Annotated in this window: 19 protein-coding genes and 2 pseudogenes; 11 read left to right on the top strand and 10 right to left on the bottom strand. The window is 58.0% G+C overall.

Going from position 1 to position 20,557, the window contains the following annotated elements; all coding sequences use genetic code 11:
* Nucleotides 1-207: 207 nt before the first annotated feature.
* From IG169_RS06475 to IG169_RS06445, 7 genes are all read right to left on the bottom strand, one after another.
* The gene (locus tag IG169_RS06475) at nt 208-1,314 is read right to left on the bottom strand and encodes an alpha/beta hydrolase (protein WP_193175350.1); all 1,107 of its coding nucleotides are present in this window, start codon (nt 1,312-1,314) and stop codon (nt 208-210) included.
* Between the two features lie 43 nt (nt 1,315-1,357).
* Nucleotides 1,358-2,482: an ABC transporter permease gene (locus IG169_RS06470; RefSeq protein ID WP_193175349.1), complete on the bottom strand. Its 1,125-nt coding sequence runs from the start codon at nt 2,480-2,482 to the stop codon at nt 1,358-1,360.
* Between the two features lies 1 nt (nt 2,483).
* Nucleotides 2,484-5,261, bottom strand: coding sequence for a ribosome-associated ATPase/putative transporter RbbA (gene rbbA / locus IG169_RS06465; RefSeq protein ID WP_193175348.1), 2,778 nt, complete (start codon nt 5,259-5,261; stop codon nt 2,484-2,486).
* The gene (locus IG169_RS06460) at nt 5,258-6,292 is read right to left on the bottom strand and encodes an HlyD family secretion protein (protein WP_193175347.1); all 1,035 of its coding nucleotides are present in this window, start codon (nt 6,290-6,292) and stop codon (nt 5,258-5,260) included. The genes rbbA and IG169_RS06460 overlap by 4 nt, the downstream gene beginning before the upstream one ends.
* Before the next feature lie 61 nt (nt 6,293-6,353).
* Nucleotides 6,354-7,136: an LOG family protein gene (locus tag IG169_RS06455; RefSeq protein ID WP_193175346.1), complete on the bottom strand. Its 783-nt coding sequence runs from the start codon at nt 7,134-7,136 to the stop codon at nt 6,354-6,356.
* Nucleotides 7,133-8,563: an MBL fold metallo-hydrolase RNA specificity domain-containing protein gene (locus IG169_RS06450; protein ID WP_193175345.1), complete on the bottom strand. Its 1,431-nt coding sequence runs from the start codon at nt 8,561-8,563 to the stop codon at nt 7,133-7,135. Before IG169_RS06450 ends, IG169_RS06455 begins: the two co-directional genes overlap by 4 nt.
* Complete coding sequence (locus IG169_RS06445) at nt 8,560-9,186, bottom strand: TetR/AcrR family transcriptional regulator (protein WP_193175344.1); 627 nt, start codon at nt 9,184-9,186, stop codon at nt 8,560-8,562. The genes IG169_RS06450 and IG169_RS06445 overlap by 4 nt, the downstream gene beginning before the upstream one ends.
* A 187-nt stretch (nt 9,187-9,373) precedes the next feature.
* Between IG169_RS06445 and IG169_RS06440 the strand changes: the two genes are divergently transcribed.
* The 3 genes from IG169_RS06440 (at nt 9,374) to cobF (ending at nt 11,632) form a co-directional block, all read left to right on the top strand.
* Complete coding sequence (locus tag IG169_RS06440; protein WP_193175343.1) at nt 9,374-9,730, top strand: hypothetical protein; 357 nt, start codon at nt 9,374-9,376, stop codon at nt 9,728-9,730.
* 78 nt (nt 9,731-9,808) lie between these two features.
* Complete coding sequence (istB, locus tag IG169_RS06435; protein WP_210325889.1) at nt 9,809-10,411, top strand: IS21-like element helper ATPase IstB; 603 nt, start codon at nt 9,809-9,811, stop codon at nt 10,409-10,411.
* A gap of 420 nt (nt 10,412-10,831) precedes the next feature.
* Nucleotides 10,832-11,632 (top strand): precorrin-6A synthase (deacetylating), encoded by an 801-nt coding sequence (cobF, locus tag IG169_RS06430; RefSeq protein WP_193175342.1) that lies wholly within the window; start codon nt 10,832-10,834, stop codon nt 11,630-11,632.
* A 30-nt stretch (nt 11,633-11,662) separates the two neighbouring features.
* On the opposite strand, the gene IG169_RS06425 is transcribed toward cobF, so the two are convergent.
* On the bottom strand, nt 11,663-12,523 hold the full coding sequence (locus IG169_RS06425; protein ID WP_193175341.1) for a LysR family transcriptional regulator: 861 nt from the start codon (nt 12,521-12,523) through the stop codon (nt 11,663-11,665).
* A 615-nt stretch (nt 12,524-13,138) separates the two neighbouring features.
* On the opposite strand from IG169_RS06425, the gene IG169_RS06420 reads away from it, so the two are divergent.
* The 3 genes from IG169_RS06420 (at nt 13,139) to IG169_RS06410 (ending at nt 15,491) form a co-directional block, all read left to right on the top strand.
* Nucleotides 13,139-13,750, top strand: a complete 612-nt coding sequence (locus tag IG169_RS06420; RefSeq protein WP_193175340.1) for a Tim44 domain-containing protein — start codon at nt 13,139-13,141, stop codon at nt 13,748-13,750.
* A gap of 324 nt (nt 13,751-14,074) precedes the next feature.
* A complete protein-coding gene (locus tag IG169_RS06415) occupies nt 14,075-14,350 on the top strand; it encodes a hypothetical protein (RefSeq protein ID WP_193175339.1) in 276 nt (91 codons plus the stop codon).
* A gap of 121 nt (nt 14,351-14,471) precedes the next feature.
* On the top strand, nt 14,472-15,491 hold the full coding sequence (locus tag IG169_RS06410; RefSeq protein ID WP_193175338.1) for an XdhC family protein: 1,020 nt from the start codon (nt 14,472-14,474) through the stop codon (nt 15,489-15,491).
* A 202-nt stretch (nt 15,492-15,693) separates the two neighbouring features.
* On the opposite strand, the pseudogene IG169_RS24445 reads toward IG169_RS06410, so the two are convergent.
* Nucleotides 15,694-15,831 (bottom strand): annotated as a pseudogene (locus IG169_RS24445) (IS3 family transposase); the annotation flags it as partial.
* A gap of 325 nt (nt 15,832-16,156) precedes the next feature.
* Here IG169_RS24445 and IG169_RS06405 point away from each other — a divergent pair.
* The 5 genes from IG169_RS06405 (at nt 16,157) to IG169_RS06385 (ending at nt 20,202) form a co-directional block, all read left to right on the top strand.
* Nucleotides 16,157-16,627: a hypothetical protein gene (locus tag IG169_RS06405; protein WP_193175337.1), complete on the top strand. Its 471-nt coding sequence runs from the start codon at nt 16,157-16,159 to the stop codon at nt 16,625-16,627.
* On the top strand, nt 16,624-16,884 hold the full coding sequence (locus IG169_RS06400; RefSeq protein ID WP_193175336.1) for a DUF2249 domain-containing protein: 261 nt from the start codon (nt 16,624-16,626) through the stop codon (nt 16,882-16,884). Before IG169_RS06405 ends, IG169_RS06400 begins: the two co-directional genes overlap by 4 nt.
* A 244-nt stretch (nt 16,885-17,128) precedes the next feature.
* On the top strand, nt 17,129-17,503 hold the full coding sequence (locus IG169_RS06395; RefSeq protein WP_193175335.1) for a hypothetical protein: 375 nt from the start codon (nt 17,129-17,131) through the stop codon (nt 17,501-17,503).
* Nucleotides 17,451-17,879, top strand: a complete 429-nt coding sequence (locus tag IG169_RS06390; RefSeq protein WP_193175334.1) for an Ohr family peroxiredoxin — start codon at nt 17,451-17,453, stop codon at nt 17,877-17,879. Before IG169_RS06395 ends, IG169_RS06390 begins: the two co-directional genes overlap by 53 nt.
* Before the next feature lie 304 nt (nt 17,880-18,183).
* Nucleotides 18,184-20,202 carry a hydantoinase/oxoprolinase N-terminal domain-containing protein gene (locus tag IG169_RS06385; protein ID WP_193175333.1) on the top strand — a complete coding sequence of 673 codons (2,019 nt, stop codon included), beginning with the start codon at nt 18,184-18,186 and terminating at the stop codon, nt 20,200-20,202.
* Between the two features lie 183 nt (nt 20,203-20,385).
* On the opposite strand, the pseudogene IG169_RS06380 reads toward IG169_RS06385, so the two are convergent.
* Nucleotides 20,386-20,538 (bottom strand): annotated as a pseudogene (locus tag IG169_RS06380) (IS3 family transposase); the annotation flags it as partial.
* Nucleotides 20,539-20,557 lie beyond the last annotated feature (19 nt).

The raw sequence follows: 20,557 nt of genomic DNA, 5'->3' as shown, positions 1-20,557 counted from the left end.
GTTTCTTTGTTGGCACACAAAGCTGATTTACCGCGCACAATACCCTCGTCTTCCCATGCGCTGAGAAGCCGGCCGACAGTGTGGAGCGTCGTCACGGTCATTGTGAACTCGATATCGTCGACTTGGTCGGACAATGTTCACGCATTACGGCCGCAAAAGTCGTGTTTCGCGACTGAATAGGAGTTCCCGCAGTATTGGTGTCAGCCATCAGTCCTGACTGGCGGTAGCCGGCAGATAGATATGCCTCCTCAGTGAATCGCCGACCGTCGCGATTGCGGTTCCAACAGCGTCTTCGTTTATGAGGCTCTTGCGGGCCAGAGAGCCACTTCGGGCCATCGCTATCAATGCGGGCGACGTTGCGAAGGTGCTATGGTTGATGCGGTCAAAGGATCCTCCTTGCTCTGACAAGTCGAGCACTTGGATCCCCATGCGGCGGAGGTAGTCGACATCAGCTTCTTCGCCGACACGCGGATGTCCGCCACGCAGGCGTTTGGAAATCTTCAGTGCGCGGTCTTTACTCGAGATGAAGATCGCGAAGTTTTCCGGACGTGGGTGTATTTCTCGGATCTGTTCGCCAAATACGTCGATGTCGATATCCGGTGCCGCAAGGATCAGTGTTTTCAGGCGGCTCAATACTGACTTGTCACCGCGAAGCGAGGTCTCACGCAGTGCCTCCATAGTCAGAAGCGCTCCCATGGAATGGCCGATAATAAAGATGGACCGAGCCTTGCTTGCTGTAATGATACCCAGTGTCTCGACGAGACTGCGCCGGGCAAATTCCGCGCTGTCGCGGTCATAGAGATAGAGGCGCGTCCGGCCGGCCGACGGCCATGAAAAGTTTACCGCAACACCGGGGACATCGAAGTCGTGCCGGAACTGAACCTGTCGATAGATGCCCTCGGCGAAATCAGTGTTGAATCCATGTATGAACATAAAGACAACACGCTGGCTTTTCGGCAGCGCTACAAGACGCGCATTTAATCGGGACAAGAATTCCCCGCGATCAATCCCGGTCTGCACGCGAACCGGAACAAATTGCCTTAACGGGTCGGGTTTCTTCCCAGGGTATGCAATGCTTCCTGGTTGTCGGTTCGATGGTATCGAAACCGCTATGTCGGCGAAATTCAATTCCGAAGAACGTTCGCCATTGAATATCACAAGCGGACCATCGCTTGGCTGTCGCGAGGTAGCTATTAGAACCTCCTCGACGGTCGCTTCTGGCGGAATCGTGGTTGCAAGAGGAAGGATTTTCTGAGCGGATGCGCACCCTCCGACGAAGATAATCAGGAATAGAATAGAACCGAAGCGCGCCATCCATTTCATCCGTTGGTATGCTGCCTGCTTTCGTTGCGCGCCATCAACCGCTCAACGACATCGAGCGCCGGAAGAGGGAAAGACTTGTGGCAAAAAAGGCCACCCCCAATCCCAACATCAAGAGTAGCTGCGGCCAGACCGCGCCAAGACCGGCACCACGAAACGCCACCGCCTTGGCGAAGGCCAGGAAGTGACGAGACGGGAGCGCCAGCGTCAATTTCTGCACAAGGTCAGGCTGGCTTTCCACGGCACCCATCCCGCCGGACAGCATGATCACCGGGATGATGACCATGATAACCAGCAGCGCGAATTGTGCCATGCTGCGCGCCAGGGTTCCCAGGAACATGCCAATTGCAGCGGCGGCCCAAAGGTAAACCGCCGCGCCCGCTACCAGAAGCGGCACGGATCCGGCGACGGGAACCTGCAGCAATCCCTGCACCACGAATAGCAGCGAACCAATGAAAGCGGCAAGCACCACCACCATCGTCGCCAGAACCTTCGACAGCCCCACTTCGATCGGTGTCAACGGCATCACCATGAGATGTTCGATCGTGCCGTGTTCACGTTCGCGCAGCATCGCGGCACCTGTTAGAGCGATCGTGAGCAGCGACAACTGATTGAGCAACGAGGACATCGCCTTGAACCAGACCGGATTGCCATTGGGGTTGAAGGCTCGGCGCAGTTCCAGCTGAAGCTGGGGCGGGGGGGCGTTGGGACTACCCGACAGGAAGGCAAGCGCTTCGGCTTGTACGATATTGCCGATGTAGTCCGTGCCAAGTTGAGCCTGCGATACTGCGGTGGCATCGACCAGAAGTTGAGCGGCAGGGGCCTTGCCAGCGATCGCGTCAGAGGCGAAATCCGGCGGGAACGACAACGCGAACATGATTTCGCCCCGGTCCATCGCCGAACTGGCCTGACCGTAGGTCATGGTGACGGGCGGTTGGAACCAAGGCGGCATCAATGCCTCGGTTATCTTGCCGCTCAGGGACGAATGGTCCTCATCCACGACGGCAATCGCGGCATTGCGGACGGTATCGCCCGCGCCGCTGGCTTCAAGCATCACCGCAAAGACAAAGGACCACAGGATCAGGATCACCATCACCGGATCGCCCAGCACGCTTTTCAATTCCTTGCCGACCAGCCAAAAGATGTTTTCAAGCCGCAGCATGTCATCGTTCCTGCTTGCGCAAGGCCAGGATAGCCAGCCCGACAAAGACCGGGCCGAACAAGGCCAACCGTGTGAGCGCCCCGGTCAGATCCGCCAACCCCAGTCCTTTGGTGAAGGTCCCTACGCTGACAGCCATGTACCAAGTCGTCGGCCAGAAGCTGCCAAGGACCCGTGCGGGGCCCTCCAGCGACGAGACCGGTGTCATCATCCCGGAAAACTGCAAGGTCGGCATCACCGACAGGATCGTGCTGGCAAAGACCGCTGTAACCTGCGTGGTCGAGATCATGGACACCAAGAGGCCGAAACCGGTGGCGGCCACGGCGTAGATCAGCGCGGCCAGCAGCAGCACCAACGGGTCGCCCCGCAGGGGCACTCCCAGCACCAGCACGACCAGCGTCGTCAGGATCGCGAAATTCAACAGCGTGATCGCAATGTAGACCAATTGCTTGCCAATCAGGAATTCGGCGCGTCCGGTCGGGGTGACGTAGAAATTGGTAATCGTGCCGATCTCATTTTCGCGCGCCACGCTGACCGCCATCAGAATCGCCGGAAACAGCAGAAGCAGAAGCGGCGGGATCGATGGGCCGATGGACGGCAGGCTTTCCATCGCGGGATTGTAGCGGAAGCGCGGGGTCAACTGCACCGGCGGCGCGGCGGGCGCGAGCATGTCGAGCGCCGACGCCGCACCCCCGACATTGCCTGAAGCCGCCGCATGCGCCCCCTTGACATAGCTTTCCACGGTGCCCGCCCTTGTGGTATCGGTGCCGTCGATCGTCGCCGCCACTTCGGTCCCGGTCCCGCGGCGCAGATCCATGCCGAAGCCGGGCGGGATCTGCAGGGTTAGCGTAAGTTCGCCATTGGCCAGGCGCTGTTCCATCGCTTCTACGTCCAAAATCGGCGCATGGGTTTGAAACCACAGCGTATCCTCGAAGGTCGACAGATAGGCGCGGCTTTCGGGGCTGCGGTCCTGATCGAGTGCGGCAAAGGGGATGTTGCGCACCTCTTGCGAAATGCCGAAAGACATAATCAGCAACAGCAACGCGCTGCCCAAAAAGGCGAACGCCAGCCGCACCGGATCGCGCCGAACCTGCTTTGCTTCACGAGTCGTGAAAGCCAGCAGGCGGCGCAGGCTGAAGCCCGAGGCATCTCGAAGGGTATCGGATGGCGCAGCCAGCGCTGAGATGCCGGCGGGTTCGGGCGGGATTTCGGCGGAAATATAGGCGATGAACGCTTCCTCCAACGACCGTGACTTGCGGGAGGCGATAATTGAGTCCGGGTTGTCGGTGACCAGCACTCTCCCCGCATGCATAAGAGAGATTCGGTCGCATCGCATCGCCTCGTCCATGAAATGGGTGGAGATGAAGATTGTTACCCGGTCCTTGCGTGACAGATCGAGGAGTAACCGCCAGAAGTCGTTGCGGGCTTGGGGGTCGACGCCGGATGTCGGTTCATCGAGGATCAGAATGTCTGGCTCATGGATCACCGCCACCGCCAGCGACAGCCGTTGACGCAGACCAAGCGGAAGCGCATCGGCGCGCTGGTCAAGATAATCCGCGAGCCCGAATCGCGGCACCAGGTCCGCCATGCGCCGGTCGGCCAGCGTCCCGCCAAGGTGAAAAAGACGCGCATGCAGCAAAAGGTTTTCGCGCACGCTCAACTCGCCATATAGCGAAAAGGACTGCGACATGAAGCCGACGCGGCGGCGGGCCTGTGGGTCCTGCGCATCGACCGGGCGGCCGAAGATCCAGGCCTCGCCATCGGAGGCGGGCAATAGTCCGGTCAGCATTTTCATCGTCGTGGTCTTGCCGCAGCCATTGGAGCCGAGAAAACCGAAGATCTCGCCGCGCGCGATGTCGAAACTGACCGCATCGACAGCGGTGAAATCACCGAAACGTCGAGTCAAGTTCCGCGCCTTTATTGCCGGTTCATCGGGCATCGACGGTGCGACAGGCTCGTCCATGGGCGCGACGGTTGCCTCGGAAGCGGAATCGACCGCAACGTCCATGCCGTCGCCCGTCGTTTTCCTTTCGGCCCGCAGCAGCGCGACATACGCCTCACCGACAGATGCCGTGGAGGTCTGAGCCACCAGTTCGGTGGGACTGGCTTCGGCGAGCACGCGGCCGGCATCCATTGCCACCAGATGGTCAAAAAGCGCCGCTTCCTCCATATAGGCTGTGGATACGAGGACACTCATCTGCGGACGATCCGCACGGATCGTACCGATCAGATCCCAAAACTGTCGCCGCGACAACGGGTCGACACCGGTCGTCGGCTCGTCCAACAGCAGGAAATCGGGGTCATGGATCAGAGCCGAACACAGTCCCAATTTCTGTTTCATGCCGCCCGAAAGCTTGCCGGCGGGGCGATCGAGAAAAGGGTGAAGTCCGGTGGCGCGTGTCAGTCTTTCGATGCGGGCGTTTCGCTCCGGCCGTTCCAATCCGAAGAGTTTACCGAAGAAATCCAAGTTCTCGCGCAACGAGAGATCATGGTAAAGGTTCCGTCCAAGCCCCTGCGGCATGTAGGCGATGCGTCCGCCCACCGCGGCTCGGTGTCGGGCATCAGCCATACTGCCACCCAATGTCACGACCGAGCCTTCCTGCAACCGTTTCGCGCCGGCCACCAGCCCCATCAGGGTCGATTTGCCTACCCCGTCCGGACCGATCAGCCCGACCATCTGCGCCGCCGGTAGCACCAGTGTCACATCGTCGAGCGCCGTGACCTTGCCGAAGCGGTGGCGCAGATGCTCAAGCCGCGCGACGGATTCGACTTGCCCGGTCATGGCTCGACCTCGGGTGGAGGATTAGCGGATGAAACGTCGACGAGCGGCGGAGTCAAACCGTCGGGCCAATCCGGAAGGCTGCCGTCGGCGCGTGCAAGCCGCACCCAAGCGACACCCCGCACTCCCGTCTTGACTTGATCGAGACGCTCCGACACCAGTTCCGGCGGGATGCGCACGCGGATACGGAACATCAGGCTTTTGCGTTCGGTCAGGGTCTCTACCTGCTTGGGTGTGAACTGCGCCTGCGGGGATACAAAAGATACAACCGCCGGGATGGCCACATCGGGCATTATGTCGGCGACGATGCGGGCTTCGTCACCGATGCGCAGATGCGGAGCTTCGGTCGCGGGCAGAAAGAACTCCATGTAGACTTCTTCGAGGTTCACCAGCGTCAACACCTTGCCGCCGCTGCCGATGATCTCGCCGGGCTGCGCCAGACGGTATAGCACTCGTCCCGGACCGCTGGAGTAAAGCGTCGAATCCTCGATGCGCGCTGCGATCTCTGCTCGGGCCGCCGCCTCGGCCTCGACGGCGCGCTCGTGAGCAACCTTGGTGGCCTCGGCCGCGGCTAGATTCGCCTCAGCTAGCTGGGTTTCGGTACGCCGTATGTCGAGACTTTGGCGGGATAGTACGTCGCGTACACTCAATGTCTCGGCGCGCGCCTGCTCGCTTTGAGCCTGCGCCAGCCGTGCGCGCGCCTCGGCCACGCCGGCAGCGGCAACCTCGACCGTGGCTTCGGCGCTGGCGACCGCCGCATCAGAACGTGCCAGTTGCGCGCGCAACTCCACCGTATTTATTACCACCAGCACGTCACCTGAGCGCACAAGATCGCCCTCGCGAACCTTGATTTGCGCCACCCGTCCCGCCAGCCGGGGCGATATATCGACAAGATCCGCCTCGATTCGGCCATTTCCCCGGGCGAAGCCTTCTGGCGGCTGGTCAGAGGGCTTGAGCAATACGGTCCAGGCACCGAAGCCCAGTAGGCCGACGACGGCGACCAGTATGATCGCTATGGAAATCTTGCGTGACATCAGTCCCGTCTCCTTATGGTCGTGCCACGGCCGCAATAACCGGAAATACGCCCGCACGCGGTCATTCGGGTGGCCGCCCGTGATAGAATTCTTGCAATGCCGTCACCGCTTCCTCAGCGGTTTCGACCAGGGTGAACAAAGTTCTGTCGGCCGCGGAAATCATGCCTTCCTCCATCAAGAAGTCGAAATTAATCGCCTGTCGCCAGAACGTGGCCCCGAGTAGCACGATCGGAATAGCGGCCATCTTGCCGGTCTGCACGAGGGTCAGGATTTCGAACAATTCGTCCAGTGTGCCGAACCCGCCGGGAAAGGCGACCATCCCCTTTGCCCGCAGCGCGAAATGCAACTTCCGGATCGCGAAGTAGCGAAACCGGAATGCCAGATCCGGGGTGATGAACGGATTGGGAATTTGTTCGTGGGGCAGAATAATGTTGAGACCGATCGAGCGCGCGCCAACCTCCCAGGCGCCGCGGTTCGCGGCCTCCATGATGCCGGGTCCGCCCCCGGTGACGACGACAAAATCGCGCCGCCGTTCCTTTTGAAATCGGCGCGACACCAGTGCAGCGAAACGCCGCGCCTCCTCGAGATAGCCCGCCTGGCGCAAGCTGCGGCTGCCTTGTGGACGGACATGCGGAAGCGGGACGCGGGCGCTGCCGAACACCACGACCGTCGAGCGTATCCCGTGCTGGCGCATTGCACGTTCGGTCTTGATCAACTCAAGCTGCAGACGCAGCGGGCGCAGGTCATCCTCGCACATCAGTGCGATATCCTCCTCCGCCAGCAGATAGGATGGGCTGGACAGAATCCTCTCCTGAAGCGACCTGCGATCGGCCTGGCTGATCATCGAACGGTCTTTCCGGGTGTGACCAGCGGCCAGTCCAGCGTTCTGCCTGGGCCAGGAACCGAGACGCACCACCCAAAATCGTCGCGCAACGTCCGGGCGAGGGCATCCGCGGCGCTCGCCTCGCCATGGGTGATGAAGACCTGTGCGGGGGATTCCCGGAATACCGCCGCCCAGTCCAGCAGCGCCGTACGGTCTGCATGAGCGGAGAAGCCGTTGAGTGTATGCACCGAGGCGCGCACCGCGATGTCTTCGCCGAAAATCCGTACCCGTTTTGCTCCATCAACCAGGTGCCGGCCCAGCGTCCCCTGCGCCTGGAATCCCGTAATCAGCACCGCGCATTCCGGACGCGGCAGGTTTTGAAGAAGATGGTGGCGGATACGCCCGGCGGTGCACATGCCGCTAGCCGATATGATGATTGCGCCGGAACGGACCCTATTGAGCGCCTTTGACTCCTCGACGCTGGCCGTGAAGTGCATCATGGGCAGATTCACACCATTGTCATGCCATTCGACCAGCCGAAGCGCCTGTTCATCGAACAATTCCAGATGCTGCTTGGTGATTTGGGTGGCGCGGTCGGCCATGGGTGAATCGATGAATATCGACAGATCACGCAGGCGGCCCTGCCGGGTCAGGCAATTCAGGTGATAGAGGATTTCCTGCGTCCTTCCCACCGCGAAGGCGGGCATGATCACGTTTCCGCCGCGCCGGTTGGTTTCACTGATGATTGTGACCATCTCGTCGATCGTAGCGGCCTGATCTCGGTGCGCCCGGTCTCCGTAGGTCGACTCCATCACCAGGATGTCGGCTTCGGCGATGCGGGTCGGATCGCGCAGGATGGCCCGGCCCGGTTGACCTAGATCTCCGCTGAACACCAGCTTCACCGCGCCGCCGGCATCGTCAACCCACAGCTCCAGGATTGCCGAGCCGAGTATGTGGCCGGCATCGCGGAAGGCGCAGGTCACATTGTCGCCAAGGGAGAGCTTCTCGTCATAATTCACCGGACGCACCTGGCGCAGGCAGGCTTCGGCATCGTGCAACGTGTAAATCGGCACGGCGCGCATGGTCCGCGCCCGCTTTCTGCTGTGATGTCCACGCGCCGCCCGTTCGGCCTCGGCCTCCTGAATGTGGGCGCTGTCGGGCAGCATCACCTCCAGCAGATCGGCGGTGGCGGTGGTTGTCAGGATAGGGCCGCGAAAGCCTTCGCGCGTCAGTTTCGGCAATAGCCCGCTGTGGTCGATATGGGCGTGGGTCAGCAGGACGAAATCCAGCGTTTTCGGATCAATTGCGAAGGATTGTCGATTGCGCGCATCGGCCGCGCGTCCGCCTTGCAGCATGCCGCAATCGACGAGGAAGCGCAGTGTCCCGGATTCGATGAGATAGCACGATCCCGTGACCTCTCGCGCCGCGCCAAGGAACGTGAGTTTCATTCGGTTTTCTCCTTCCCGGGAGAACCGCGCGTGATGCCGGCGCGATAGATCGCAAAGACCCGTGGCGCTTCTGCGCACATCTTCGCGTAGTCGCCGCTGATCTGCGCCTGCACCACCAATCCTTGGATCATGCCGAGAAACAGCGTTGCCGCGGCGGACTCATCCAGCTTGGCTGAGACGGCACCCGAAGCGCGGGCGGCAGATAGAATGCGGTGAAGCCTTGTAGCGTAATTTCTCATCAATGTTTGGGCGACCTGCTTGGCCGCGGTCGCTCCATTGCGCTGCAGCTGCCCCATTAGAATTCGCGGTACTCCGGGTCGTTCCGCGACAAATTTCACATGCGTCAAGAACATCGCCTCCAACGCATCAACCGGATCCGCCTCGGCGCCGGCTACTTTGTCGACGCGTTCCAGGAGCCGGTTGGAAACCCACTCCATCACTTGGCACCAAATCGCATCCTTGGTCGGGAAATGCCGAAACAGCGCCCCCTGACTGAGCTTCATGCGTCCGGCGATCGCAGTGGTCGTTATGTCTTCCGGATTCCTTGCGGCGGCGAGTTCAATTACTGCTTCGACCGCCTCGTTTCGCCGCTCTTCGGTCGGCAGGTACTTTGCTCGTGACATCGGATAACCTCGGCAAAAGCGATTGCTCACTTATTATTTACTCCTATCGAGATTTGCAACCAGAATCTGCCAAATATGGCAATCCAGATGAAAAAGACAGGATTTCTTGACACTTTACAAAGTATGTAAGCTATTACATTATTGCACAATTGCGTATCGCAGTCTGCCCGATAAAGGATGTTTCCACATGCGCCGCGCCCTAACGCTTACCCTGCCAGCGCTAGCGACAGTTGGTGCTCTAATCATACAACCGGCTGTCGCCGAAACGCTGACGCGGGAGCAGGTTTCAAGGCAGATTATCGACAAGGATCTGACGGCGACACGTAACGGCATGACCGTTCGTCTGCGTTACAATTCCGATGGCAGCATTGTGATGAAAGTCGCGTTCATGTCCGGTGCTGGCAATTGGGTCTACGTCGGGGACGAGCTGTGCATGACTCTCACGAAGGGACCTAAACGCGGCAAGACGTGCGTCACATTCGAGGATCTGGGCAATGGCGCCTATCGCAATTCCGAAGGGCTGATCCTGCACAGACAGAAGTGACCGCCGATTTGGTTTTGGTACTGGTTTGGAATCCGAGAGAAAAATCGATGATTGCAGTGAAACATTCAGCTCAATTCCTTGCGAAGACGGTTCAGGGCGGCCCGCTTTCCCGCCGTCAAGAACATCGACAGCTTCGACTTCAATGCCATCGCATCGTTGAACAAGATGCTGGTGATGGAACTGGCGCGCTGCGACTACGTCAACCGCAACGAGAATGTCATCGCCGTCGGCAACAGCGGCACCGGCAAGACCCATATCGCTCTCGCCCTCGGACTGGCTGCCTGCCAGAAGGGGCTGCCCGTCGGCTTCATCACCGCATCGGCCCTGGTGCACGAACTGCTCGAGGCCCGCGACGAAAAGCGATTGCTGCGCCTGCAGAAGCAAATGGCCAAGGTTCGGCTGCTGATCATCTACGAACTTGGCTACGTGCCGCTGTCGCCGACCGGAGCGGAACTGCTGATTGAGGTCTTCTCGCAGCGCTACGAACGCGGCTCCACCATCGTCGCGTCGAACCTGCCCCTCGATGAATGGACCAGCGTCTTTAGCTCCGAGCGGCTGACCGGCGCGCTCCTCGACCGCCTCACGCACCACGTCCATATCCTGGAAATGAACGGCGAAAGCTATCGCCTCGCACAATCCCTCAAGGCTGCCGGACCAAAGCGGGATCCCGAAGCAGGCTGATCCACAACGCAGCGGCGCGCCGTCATGCGAAGAGGCCCGATCGGGTCCCTTCGCATGACATCATCTGGCGCATTTTTTGCTCCGGCATTAACACGCGACTGACTGCCCTTCGGAAATTACCGAGGCTCTGACATTACGAGATGAGGTTTGGGTGACAGGTTTGCGTGGGTGATGCTTCAGCGATCAGAGTGGGCCGAAATGCTTCTAATTGGCAACCGTGGTGTCTTTGGAGGCATTCTCTACGCACTGGGAGAAATCCCCCCACTGTCACCCAACTTCAATGGTCGTGTGAACTTTTACTATCAAGATGATGCAGTCAGTATCAAATTAATGCAGTTTGCCTTACTCCAAGCGGGCATTTAACCTACAATCGTCCCGTTCGGAATTTTCGTTTCGACGGGTTGCAACGGGACTTCCATCATGCAAGGCAGCACAAAGCATGTAGTCGTGAAGCGTAAAGTATCTGTAATCGGAATCGGCGCCGGGAACCCGGACTACGTGACCGTCCAAGCGATCAATGCCCTCAATCAGGTTTCGGTATTCTTCATTCCCAACAAGGGAACCGGGAAGGCGGGACTGGCGAAGCTGCGCCGCGAGATCTGCGGGCGGTTCATTCGTGGGCACGATTATCGGATGGTCGATTTCGATACGCCGTCACGCGCGCGAACGACGCCTGACTATTCACAGTGTGTGGATGCGTGGCGCGACGAGGTCGAACAGGTCTATGAGCGGCTTCTGGTCGAGGAACTGGATGACGACGAGGAGGGCGCTTTCCTCGTCTGGGGCGACCCGTCGTTCTACGACGGCACGCTGCGCATTCTCGATAACATCCGCTCCAGGGGGAATATCGAACTGGAGTATGACGTCGTACCGGGCATCAGCAGCGTGCAGGCCCTTGCCGCTCGTCACAAGGTCGCGCTCAATCGCATCGGAGAGTCGATCATGATCACAACAGGCCGCAGGCTGGCCGAAGGCTTTCCGGACAATGTTGGCAGCGTCACGGTCATGCTGGATGCGCAGAACGCCTTCAAGTCGGTCGATGGCGAGATGGACATTCATTGGGGCGCCTATGTCGGCACCGAGGACGAAATTCTAGTCGCCGGCAAGCTGCGCGAGGTCTGCGGTGAGATCGAGCGCTTGCGGGCGGCAGCGCGCGAGAAGCACGGCTGGATCATGGATTCCTACATCCTCACCAGGCCGGAAGACCCCGAGGAGGTTTGAGCCAGATAATGCCAAACAAGTGGTGAACTGTCAGTTTTGTTGACTTGGTTCAATAGCGGTTCGGAGCACTTGCAATGCAGCGCGGATTTCCGGGCGCTCTTCAGCATTGTCAGGGTAAACCGCGTAGGCGGGGTAGGGATAACTCGGTGCATCCTCGACTAGTTCGAGCTTGCCTTCATCTACAAGCGGTGTGACCATGCCGCGCCGGAAGTATCCTGTTCCCCCTGTCCTGAGAAGGTACGAAAGCCCGAGTGGTCCGAAACCAACAAAGGTTCCACCCTCGTTCCGAGATGCCCAATGTGTACCGTGCTGGGCCGAAAATGCGGCTCCCCAATCCACATATACATATTCGTCGGGACTTCTGAATCCCGGCTTTGGTGATTTCGCACGCACCAAAACCAGTTGCTCCTCAACCAGCAATTCAACCGCAAAGCCTGGGAGAAGTTGCGGCGAATAGAGGAGCGCAATGTCCAGGGTTCCGGTTCTCAATTCCTCGACAAGCTGACTTGGAAGTCCAACATGAGCGCGTACGGCAAGCCAGTCTTCCTTTTCTTTTAGCTTCACCATCCAGTCCACAAGAACCGGATTCCATAGGCTCATCTCTGCGGCTACACTCACCACTCCATTCTTGCCGGATGGAACCGCTAGTTGTTGCCTCGCCCTTTCCCAAACCTGCACGAACATTTGGGCGAAACGCTCGAACTCGATACCCGCGGATGTCAATCTTGCACCGTTTCGGTTCCGAATGAACAGACGTCGGCCAAGTTCGTCTTCAAGCGTCCTAATACGTGCGCTGACGGTCGTCTGTGTCACATGCAGGCGTTCCGCGGCTTTGAGAAAGCTTCCAGTGTGAACAATTTCCAAAAAGGTGCGAGCGCGATCGATATCCATTGGTGATCCAAATTTTTCGATCTAATAATACATTTAATTCCGTTTGTCTTTGGTTATGTGCGGGCTTAGATCACAACATTCCGTTGGAAACGCCACGCCCTAATCCAACGGAAGGTGGGTGGTCTTGATCATTCTTGACTGTACAGGGTGCGACGAGGCTTGAAACGAAACGCAAAGTCTGGAGGAGGCATCGGCCCTGTCTCGCGCGGTTGGTGTATTGGAGCCCGAACAACTGGGCCGGAGTAATGTTGCTCTCTGGCGGCGGTCCAATTCCGATGCATGCAAGCGCGTAAGCTGTCGAAATGATGATCACTCGCGAGAACGCGATCTCCGTCAGGGTCGCGTTCGCTTTGGATGCTACTATTCGCAGTAGAGTTGAAGGTGTGACCAATGAGCATCTGACCCTGGAAGGATCACGCAGGATTTTGGAAGACCAACTTCTGGACAATTCCCTTCACGGAAGGGGGGCATTCCCATCATGGGAGACACAATCTCCATTCGGGTAAATACTCGCGCAGACGATTGAAGCCTTCTATGATTGGAATCGCCGCATTCTCGATGGAAATTGGAATTGCGCACATCCAAAACGAAGAGTTTTTGATTTGAGGACGTTACATGTTAGAAGACACTCAAACAAATTCCGACCTGTGGATTATAATAGCGATTTCATTATATTATGCATTCGTATTGATCAGGCGTGATAATCGGAGAAAAGAAAAACACGGCTCTTTGTCATTTACAAAAGAAAATACCGGAGCTGGTAGGTTAACGAATCAGGCGAGAATAACTTCTCCGTTCCTTGCGGTCGCGGCAAAGCTCTCCTTTGAAGAGGATAAATTTCTTACAGATGCGAGCCGTGCCTTCGAATTCATTGTAGGCAGTTATGCCGCTGGTAATCTGACCGCGCTTCGTGACTTGCTTGATTCCGCCGTTCTGGAGGGATTTGCGCTTAACTTGAAGGATCAAAGTAACAACCCAAAGCCCACAAGACTAGAATTTGTAAAACTCGACAACGCCGAAATCGTCAGCAAGTTTTTCGATGACGTTGCGGCCACGATAGAGGTCCGGTTCGAATCAGAGTTTTTTCTGACCGAGCGGCGCGCGTGTGAGGAAAGACCCTTGCCGGGAATGGCCAGGCTTTTGCGTACTGCCGACCTCTGGACATTTCGCAGAATGCACGAGTCCATAGATCCCGTTTGGAAGGTAGTTGCGACTGAGCCGGGCTGATTGCATCGGCGTTGGCCCTTCAAAGCATTCTAAGCCGAATTCACGTACTGAACCGTCAAGAGCACTCGAATCTGGTGCTTACCCGGAAACGCTTCGACCGTCCGGGCAAATAGCTATGTGATTTATAGGATTGATAATGTCGGTATTCCGGGAATGGTGGGGTCCTTATCGACGTGTTATCGGTATCTTTTGACGCGCAGCGCCCATCAGGGGTTTAATCCAAAAATATTGTATCCAATGTATTATTAATTTCGTTTGCGTGCAATTGAATTGAGCGACTACCATCTGACTTAGGCAATTCATTGATCATGGCAGGGTTGTGCGATGGCAAATGTTCGAGACGAAGCGTCCTGGTGTCGTGGGGTGTCTTTCCGAAATGCATCCGGTGCAAGGCATGGTGGTGCCGATATCGAAAAAGATGCCTTGTTGATTCTATCGCAAGCTTTCGGACGCTCTGTAATCGCCTTCGGGCGTGAGGAGACGATGGCGTCCGCGATCGCGATAGTCGTTTCCAGTGCGATCAGCTGGAAGCAGGCGGGCGCTTACAAACAGATGTTCATTGCCAATGCGGAGATTCTTGAGCGCTCAAGTTATCTCTAATCCATTCGATGTTTTTCGCTTTTGCGTAAGTTTCGGGAACTGGCGAATTGGGGTGTTTCAACGTTGCGAACCCAGGTTCGGAACCGATCGAGTTTGTCATGAGCAAAGGAAAGGTTGCGGCGTGAGGCAGGAGATCTGGAAATGGGAAACCTTTGACGGGTATGTACTCGACTTCGCACTCGATCGAATGCGCGAAGGTATCCGCGTTGCGATTGTGACTCTCGTGAATGTCGATGGCTCTTCTCCTTACCAAAGGGGTGCCCAGATGGCAGTGACGGAAACCGGCAACTGGGTTGGTCATCTTTCCGGTGGTTGTATCGAGCGCGCCATTGTAGCGGAAGCCCTGTTGGCATTCGACGAAGGCCATTCCCGAAAGGTGCGTTATGGTCGGGGCTCTCCATACATGGATATTCGGCTTCCCTGCGGGAGCGCGATCGAACTGGTAATAGACATCGGAGCGCCGATCGATGATTTAGATCGGGTTGATAGAAGACTTCGACGACGTCTGCGCGCTGATCTTCACGTTCCTGATCCGCAAGAACCGTCGCGCGATGACATGGTCGGTCCGTTTCTGCGGCACTATTGGCCGAAGAAACGAGTATTCATTGCGGGCATCGGCCCGGTTGCGGTTCAACTGGGAAGATTGGCACGTACCGGAGGCTTCGAAGTTCTGCTTGCGTCGCCTGACAAAGCCACCAGAGAGGCTATGGCCAAGGCCGGGATCACGAGCCGAGCAATCAGCAGAACGAACAATGGAAACATGTCCTGGATAGACCCATGGACAGCCGCGGTCCTCGCATTTCACGACCATGAGTGGGAAACGGATTTACTTCCGGCGCTTCTCGAATCTGATGCATTCTACATCGGAGTGTTGGGAAGTCGGCGAACACACCAAACGAGAATAGAAAACCTTGCGTCAGCAGGTTTCGGTTCGTCGTCGATCAATCGAATAAATGGCCCCGCCGGTTTGATACCGCAGACGAGAGGAGCTACCGAAATCGCCGTCTCCATTCTTGCGGAAATCGTGCAAGCGAAACCTCATCTGTACGATACGCAAGGGCTTCTTTCTGTCGTTACTCCTCCGGCCCGGACGGCACGTCATTCCAAAAGAAGGGCGCCAAAGCAAACGGCATGGGCATGACGACGCCGCTCATTCAAAGCACAGCGGAAAAGTGGCGATCCGTTGGAACGGATCGAAGCGATTTGGCCGCCGAAACAGTTGCCGTTCAGCTGGGTGTAGCTGCGGATTCGACGGGTTCGGTGATGCCGCTGTTCGTCATCAGGGATTTTCGGACCACTGGCATCGTGAGTTACGGATGCTCTGGTCCATCAGGGTTTTCATTCTAGGCGGCCGCTTCTCGGTGAAACAAGCGGCGTTGTCTGATGGTTTCGCGTTTGATCCTTTCCCTTTCGATCATGATGAGGTTGCCACGCCCGAAGTAGACGTCGGCGGGGGGTAGATTGCCGAGGCTCTCATGGTAGTGGCGGCACCCGTGATGGCGTCCGGCCAGGGGCGCACAAGGACCGAGAACAGCTTGATGCGAAAGGCACCGATGAGGCCGCCCCACGGCAAACAGTCGACAAAGCCCGAGCGCATGCGGACGGAAGTCGGTGCCGGGCGCACGAAACCATCCTTTTGCGATGAACTTGTCGGTGCGTTTCCTGTTGTCATGACCCCGGATTCAGTGTCCTTGCTTAAAGATATATTGTAAATGTATCTTTTTTGCGTTAGTGCTTCAGCAGGAGCTTGAGGCGGTAGGCGCAGGTGCCAACATTGGGTCAAGCTGTCAACGAACGGAGAGTGAAATGAACATGACCGTCATGCGGAGCTTACCCGTTCAGGATGCGCTTCCTCCGCGGCCGGACGGGTTTACTGGCAGACTGCCTACTCAGGGAGCGTCCACGGTCCCATTAACAGCAGTCGGCGAGGATTTTGAAGCGTTGGTACCGATCTTGGTGGCCGCATTTCGCGATCATGGGCATGTTGGCAACGTGTTGACGCACATTTCCGGCGCGCGTTGGGACAGGGTCGACGAGGCATTACGCCAGATTCTCGATCCCCATGCGAACCAGCGGAAGCTTGGCCTCTTGGCACAGAACATTCTGGACCTGCTTTACGCGAACAGAGGCGTAACAGGGAGAATTGCCAAGCCGTACTTCGAGGAGCTGCTATTTCGAATTTTGCCGAGCGGCGCCGCAGCGCAGCTATGCGCGCACGTCGCTTATCTGTTTTGCGAACTTGAAGCAGAGGCATCCGCGCAAGGAAAGGCACCGTGATAACCCAAGACGCGATCAACGGGCTGGTGTGCGTTTTCGATTTAAGCAAAATTCGCCACGGTATCTGGCATGCAATCATTCGGCAGCTGTTTCCCCATCTCAAGCAAGGTCAAAGCCTTTACGTGATCGTCCACCACAATCCCCGACCGATGAAATCACAGTTGACTGCGACTTTCGCAAGCGAGGTGGTCTGGAACTGCCTGTATTACGGACCTGATATCTGGCGAGCCCGCATCAATCGGGAAACGATGGAATGACCCGGAACGGCGACAGTGAGAGATGCATAATGACTGTTTTGCGCAGCTTTTTCGCACAAGCGGAGAAACCGTTTCGTCCAAGCGGCGACGAGACATGGATCGATGCAGACAGAGATGGGCCGGGCGCAGAATGTCTGGAGAGGATCCTGTTCGCACCGTTTTCCGGACTCTGGTGTGAACCAGTTGCGCTGACCGCCCTTGCCGAGCACCTGGGGCAAGACGGGTTTCGCGCCAGGAGTCGAAAATGAAGGATCTTATGCTTGGCCGGATCATCATGTCCGCAAACGGGTTCAAGAAGGCAATCGGGCCGAGCGATCCGGGCGTTCGCGCCAAACACGAGGCGCTTATCCGGGACGACTTTGACCGATGCCACCCCGGCGACTCTTTCGACAATCTGAAGAACCGTGCGCGCTTTTCGAAAGAAGATCAGGGTCTGCTGCGTGACTGGATGGCAATAGCCGCAGGGAGAGCCAGGCGATCTTTGCAGGATCCGAGAGCTCGAGGAATTCATGGGCGCGCCGACCGGCGACGGTGTCCGGATACATACGCGCCGAAAGGGAAAAGGAATGCCAAAGAAGATCTCGTACACCGCAACGGCGAGCGCAAAGGGCGGACGTGAGGGCCAGGTGCGCAGTGACGACGGCATACTGGACGAAAAACTGGCGGTCCTGGTGCAAATGGGTAGGCCGGGAGGCACGCTGACAAATCCGGAGCAGTTGTTCGTAGCGGCTTATGCCGCCTGTTTCGAGGGAGCGGTGCGGCTCATTGCCAGGACGACTAATGTGGCAATTGGGCCGGATTCGAGAGTAACGGCGAATGTCGGGGTCGGCGTGCGGGAAAAGGGCGGGTTTGAACTAGCAGTTACGCTTGAGGTTTTCCTCGACGGTGTCGACGAAGAAATCCAATGGCTGCTCGCACAAAAAGCCCACGAAGAAATTTGCCCGTGTTCGCACACGACGCGAGGGAACGTGGAGGTGACGATTAAGGCCGCTTGACTGTTGTCGCCCGAGCGACAGGACATTCACCGTAGACCAATTCGAGGCGGGCGTAGATCTCTCCATCTCCCACCCCGCCCGCCCGAAGTCAGGGCGCCTGGACACATGACCCTCTCCCGGCGCCCTGACAACCTTTTTCAGTCACGCGGTCCTGCAAACGGTCAGCGTAGGGACGAATATGCATCACTTTTCCCGAACATTGCGATCAAGCGGGACCCACCAGCCGAAGTCAGGACGTACGATGGCGAAATCGACAAGTTGACAAGGTGTTTCTCGCGCAATCCCGGACAAGGTGGCTGAGTAGATGAACTCACGGATGGCGATGTCTTCGGCACTGTATCTCGGCATAGACACCGGCGGCACTTATACCGATGCCGTGTTGTGGTCCGAAGCCCTTGGTATAGTGGCCAAGGCCAAATCACTGACCACGCGCCACGATCTGGCCGAAGGTATCGCAGGTTCTGTCGAGGCGGTCCTGCGGCAAGCGCTCATTGAACCCGGCGAAATAAAGCTCGTGTCGATGTCGACGACGCTGGCGACAAACGCTCTGGTCGAAGGCCAGGGCGGGCGCGTAGCGCTGGTGATGATTGGCTTTGATCAAGCCGATTTCTTCCGTGACGGTCTGTCCCAGGCACTTGGTTCCGATCCGGTTTTTTTCTGCCCGGGGGGGCATGATGTTCACGGCGAACCCAATGAACTTGTGCTGGAAGATTTTGCGGCGGAATTGCCAACGCTCGAAGCCCGGGTAACCGGTGTCGCCGTGGCCTCCTATTTCGCCATCCGCAACCCCGAACATGAGATCGCTGTGCGCGAATTGATCCACTCGCGCACCCGACTACCGGTGACCTGTTCGCATGAGCTCTCATCGAAACTGGGAGGGCCGCGAAGAGCGCTGACCACGCTCCTGAATGCCCGTTTGCTCTCTATGATCGACCGATTGATCATCTCCACGGAGGGATTTCTGGAAAAGCGGGGAATTCTGGCGCCTCTGATGGTGGTGCGGGGTGACGGCGCGCTGGTCACAGCAGAATTTGCCCGAACACGGCCGATCGAGACAGTCCTTTCCGGACCGGCAGCCAGTCTGGTGGGGGCCCGGCACATGACCGGCCTGGATGATGCTGTGGCATCCGACATCGGCGGGACTACGACCGACATCGCCGTTCTCGATGGCGGACGTCTGCGGCTTGATCCGGATGGTGCCACCGTCGGCGGCATGCGCACCATGGTTGAGGCCGTAGCCATACACACATTTGGCCTCGGCGGGGATTCGGAAGTCTCGCTCAATGAACGCTCGTTGGCCTCGGATTTTATCCTTGGTCCGCGGCGGCTTATACCGTTGGCGCTCGCTGCAATGAAGCATATCGATGTCATCCACAGCGACCTGACCAGACAGCTGCTTAACCCAAACGCAAGCAGGCTGGATGGCCGGTTCGTGCTGCGCACAGGTGTGCCAGACAGCCTGGCCGTTGGTTTGACGTTGACCGAGACACGGCTCTATGCGGTAATTTCGGAAGTTCCAATCGCCCTTGATCGACTTGTCGTGTCAACTTCGCAGATCGCCACGATCAATCGCCTGGTTATGCGCGGACTGGTGCATATCGTTGGGCTGACGCCATCAGATGCCGCCCACGCGCTCGGACGACAGGACAATTGGGAGCCTGTTGCTGCAAAGATGGGAGCTGAATTATTCGCGCGCAAACGGAACGGGGAGGGGCATCGTATCGCGGAAGATAGCACCGCCCTGTCAGTAGCTATTCTTGAGGCGGTCACCCGACGTTCTGCGGAAGCCGTTCTTGAAACCGTCTTTACCGAAGACGGACTGGATGGCAGTGCCTGCGTCTCGCATCACTTGGTTCAGCGCGCGGTTGACAGGACTGGAGGCATGGCCGGATTGGTCGTCGCGCTCGACCGACCGGTGATCGGCCTCGGCGCATCGGCATCACTCCACTATGCCGGCCTGTCTCGCTTGATTGGCAATGAGTGCCTTAGCACCGAGCACGCTGACGTAGCCAACGCATTGGGAGCGGTTGTCGGGCAAGTGCAAATGGCGGCGGAAGCTCGTGTCAGTCAGCCCGAGATTGGGCTTTTCCGTCTCAATTCCGGTGCGCGCATTAATGACTTCGAGACGGAAGGCGAAGCTATCGCTGCCGCCGAAGCCCATGTAAAGTCTGTTGCTATTGGCCTCGCCGAGCGCGCGGGAACCGATCAGGCAAGGATTGAGATCGTTCGCGCCATCAAAGTTGCCACAATTGATGGCGAGCGCAGTTTCATCGAAGCTACCATCCTGGCAACAGCTACAGGGCGACCGCGCATCGCTTCCTGATGCGGCTCGCTGTTGCTGCCCGGCAACGATACGGAAATCCGTTCCGCATTTTTTTGGAAACGACAGCGCTGGTGCATGCCGGGATAAACATTCGGCCCGGCTTTGTCAGAGGAAATTTCTGGGTGGGGCAGGGCAGGCGCCTACTGCGCCGCACCGGGATTTCCGGAGGCTGGTTGAGATAAGCTACGCGGTCATGTCCCAGGTTTCCAGAGCTGCGTAGAAGTTCGCTTCGACCCCTGCGGGCGGGATGCTTCCAATGGGTTCCAGCAGTCGGCGGTTGTTCAACCAGTCGACCCATTCGAGTGTGGCATACTCCGCGGTGTCGAAGCTACGCCAGCCGACCTTGGTCCAGCCG

The organism is Oricola nitratireducens (assembly GCF_014904745.1).
Lineage (GTDB): Bacteria > Pseudomonadota > Alphaproteobacteria > Rhizobiales > Rhizobiaceae > Oricola > Oricola nitratireducens.
Note: the sequence above shows the minus strand (reverse complement) of the source record. Positions and strands in the feature narration are given on the sequence as shown.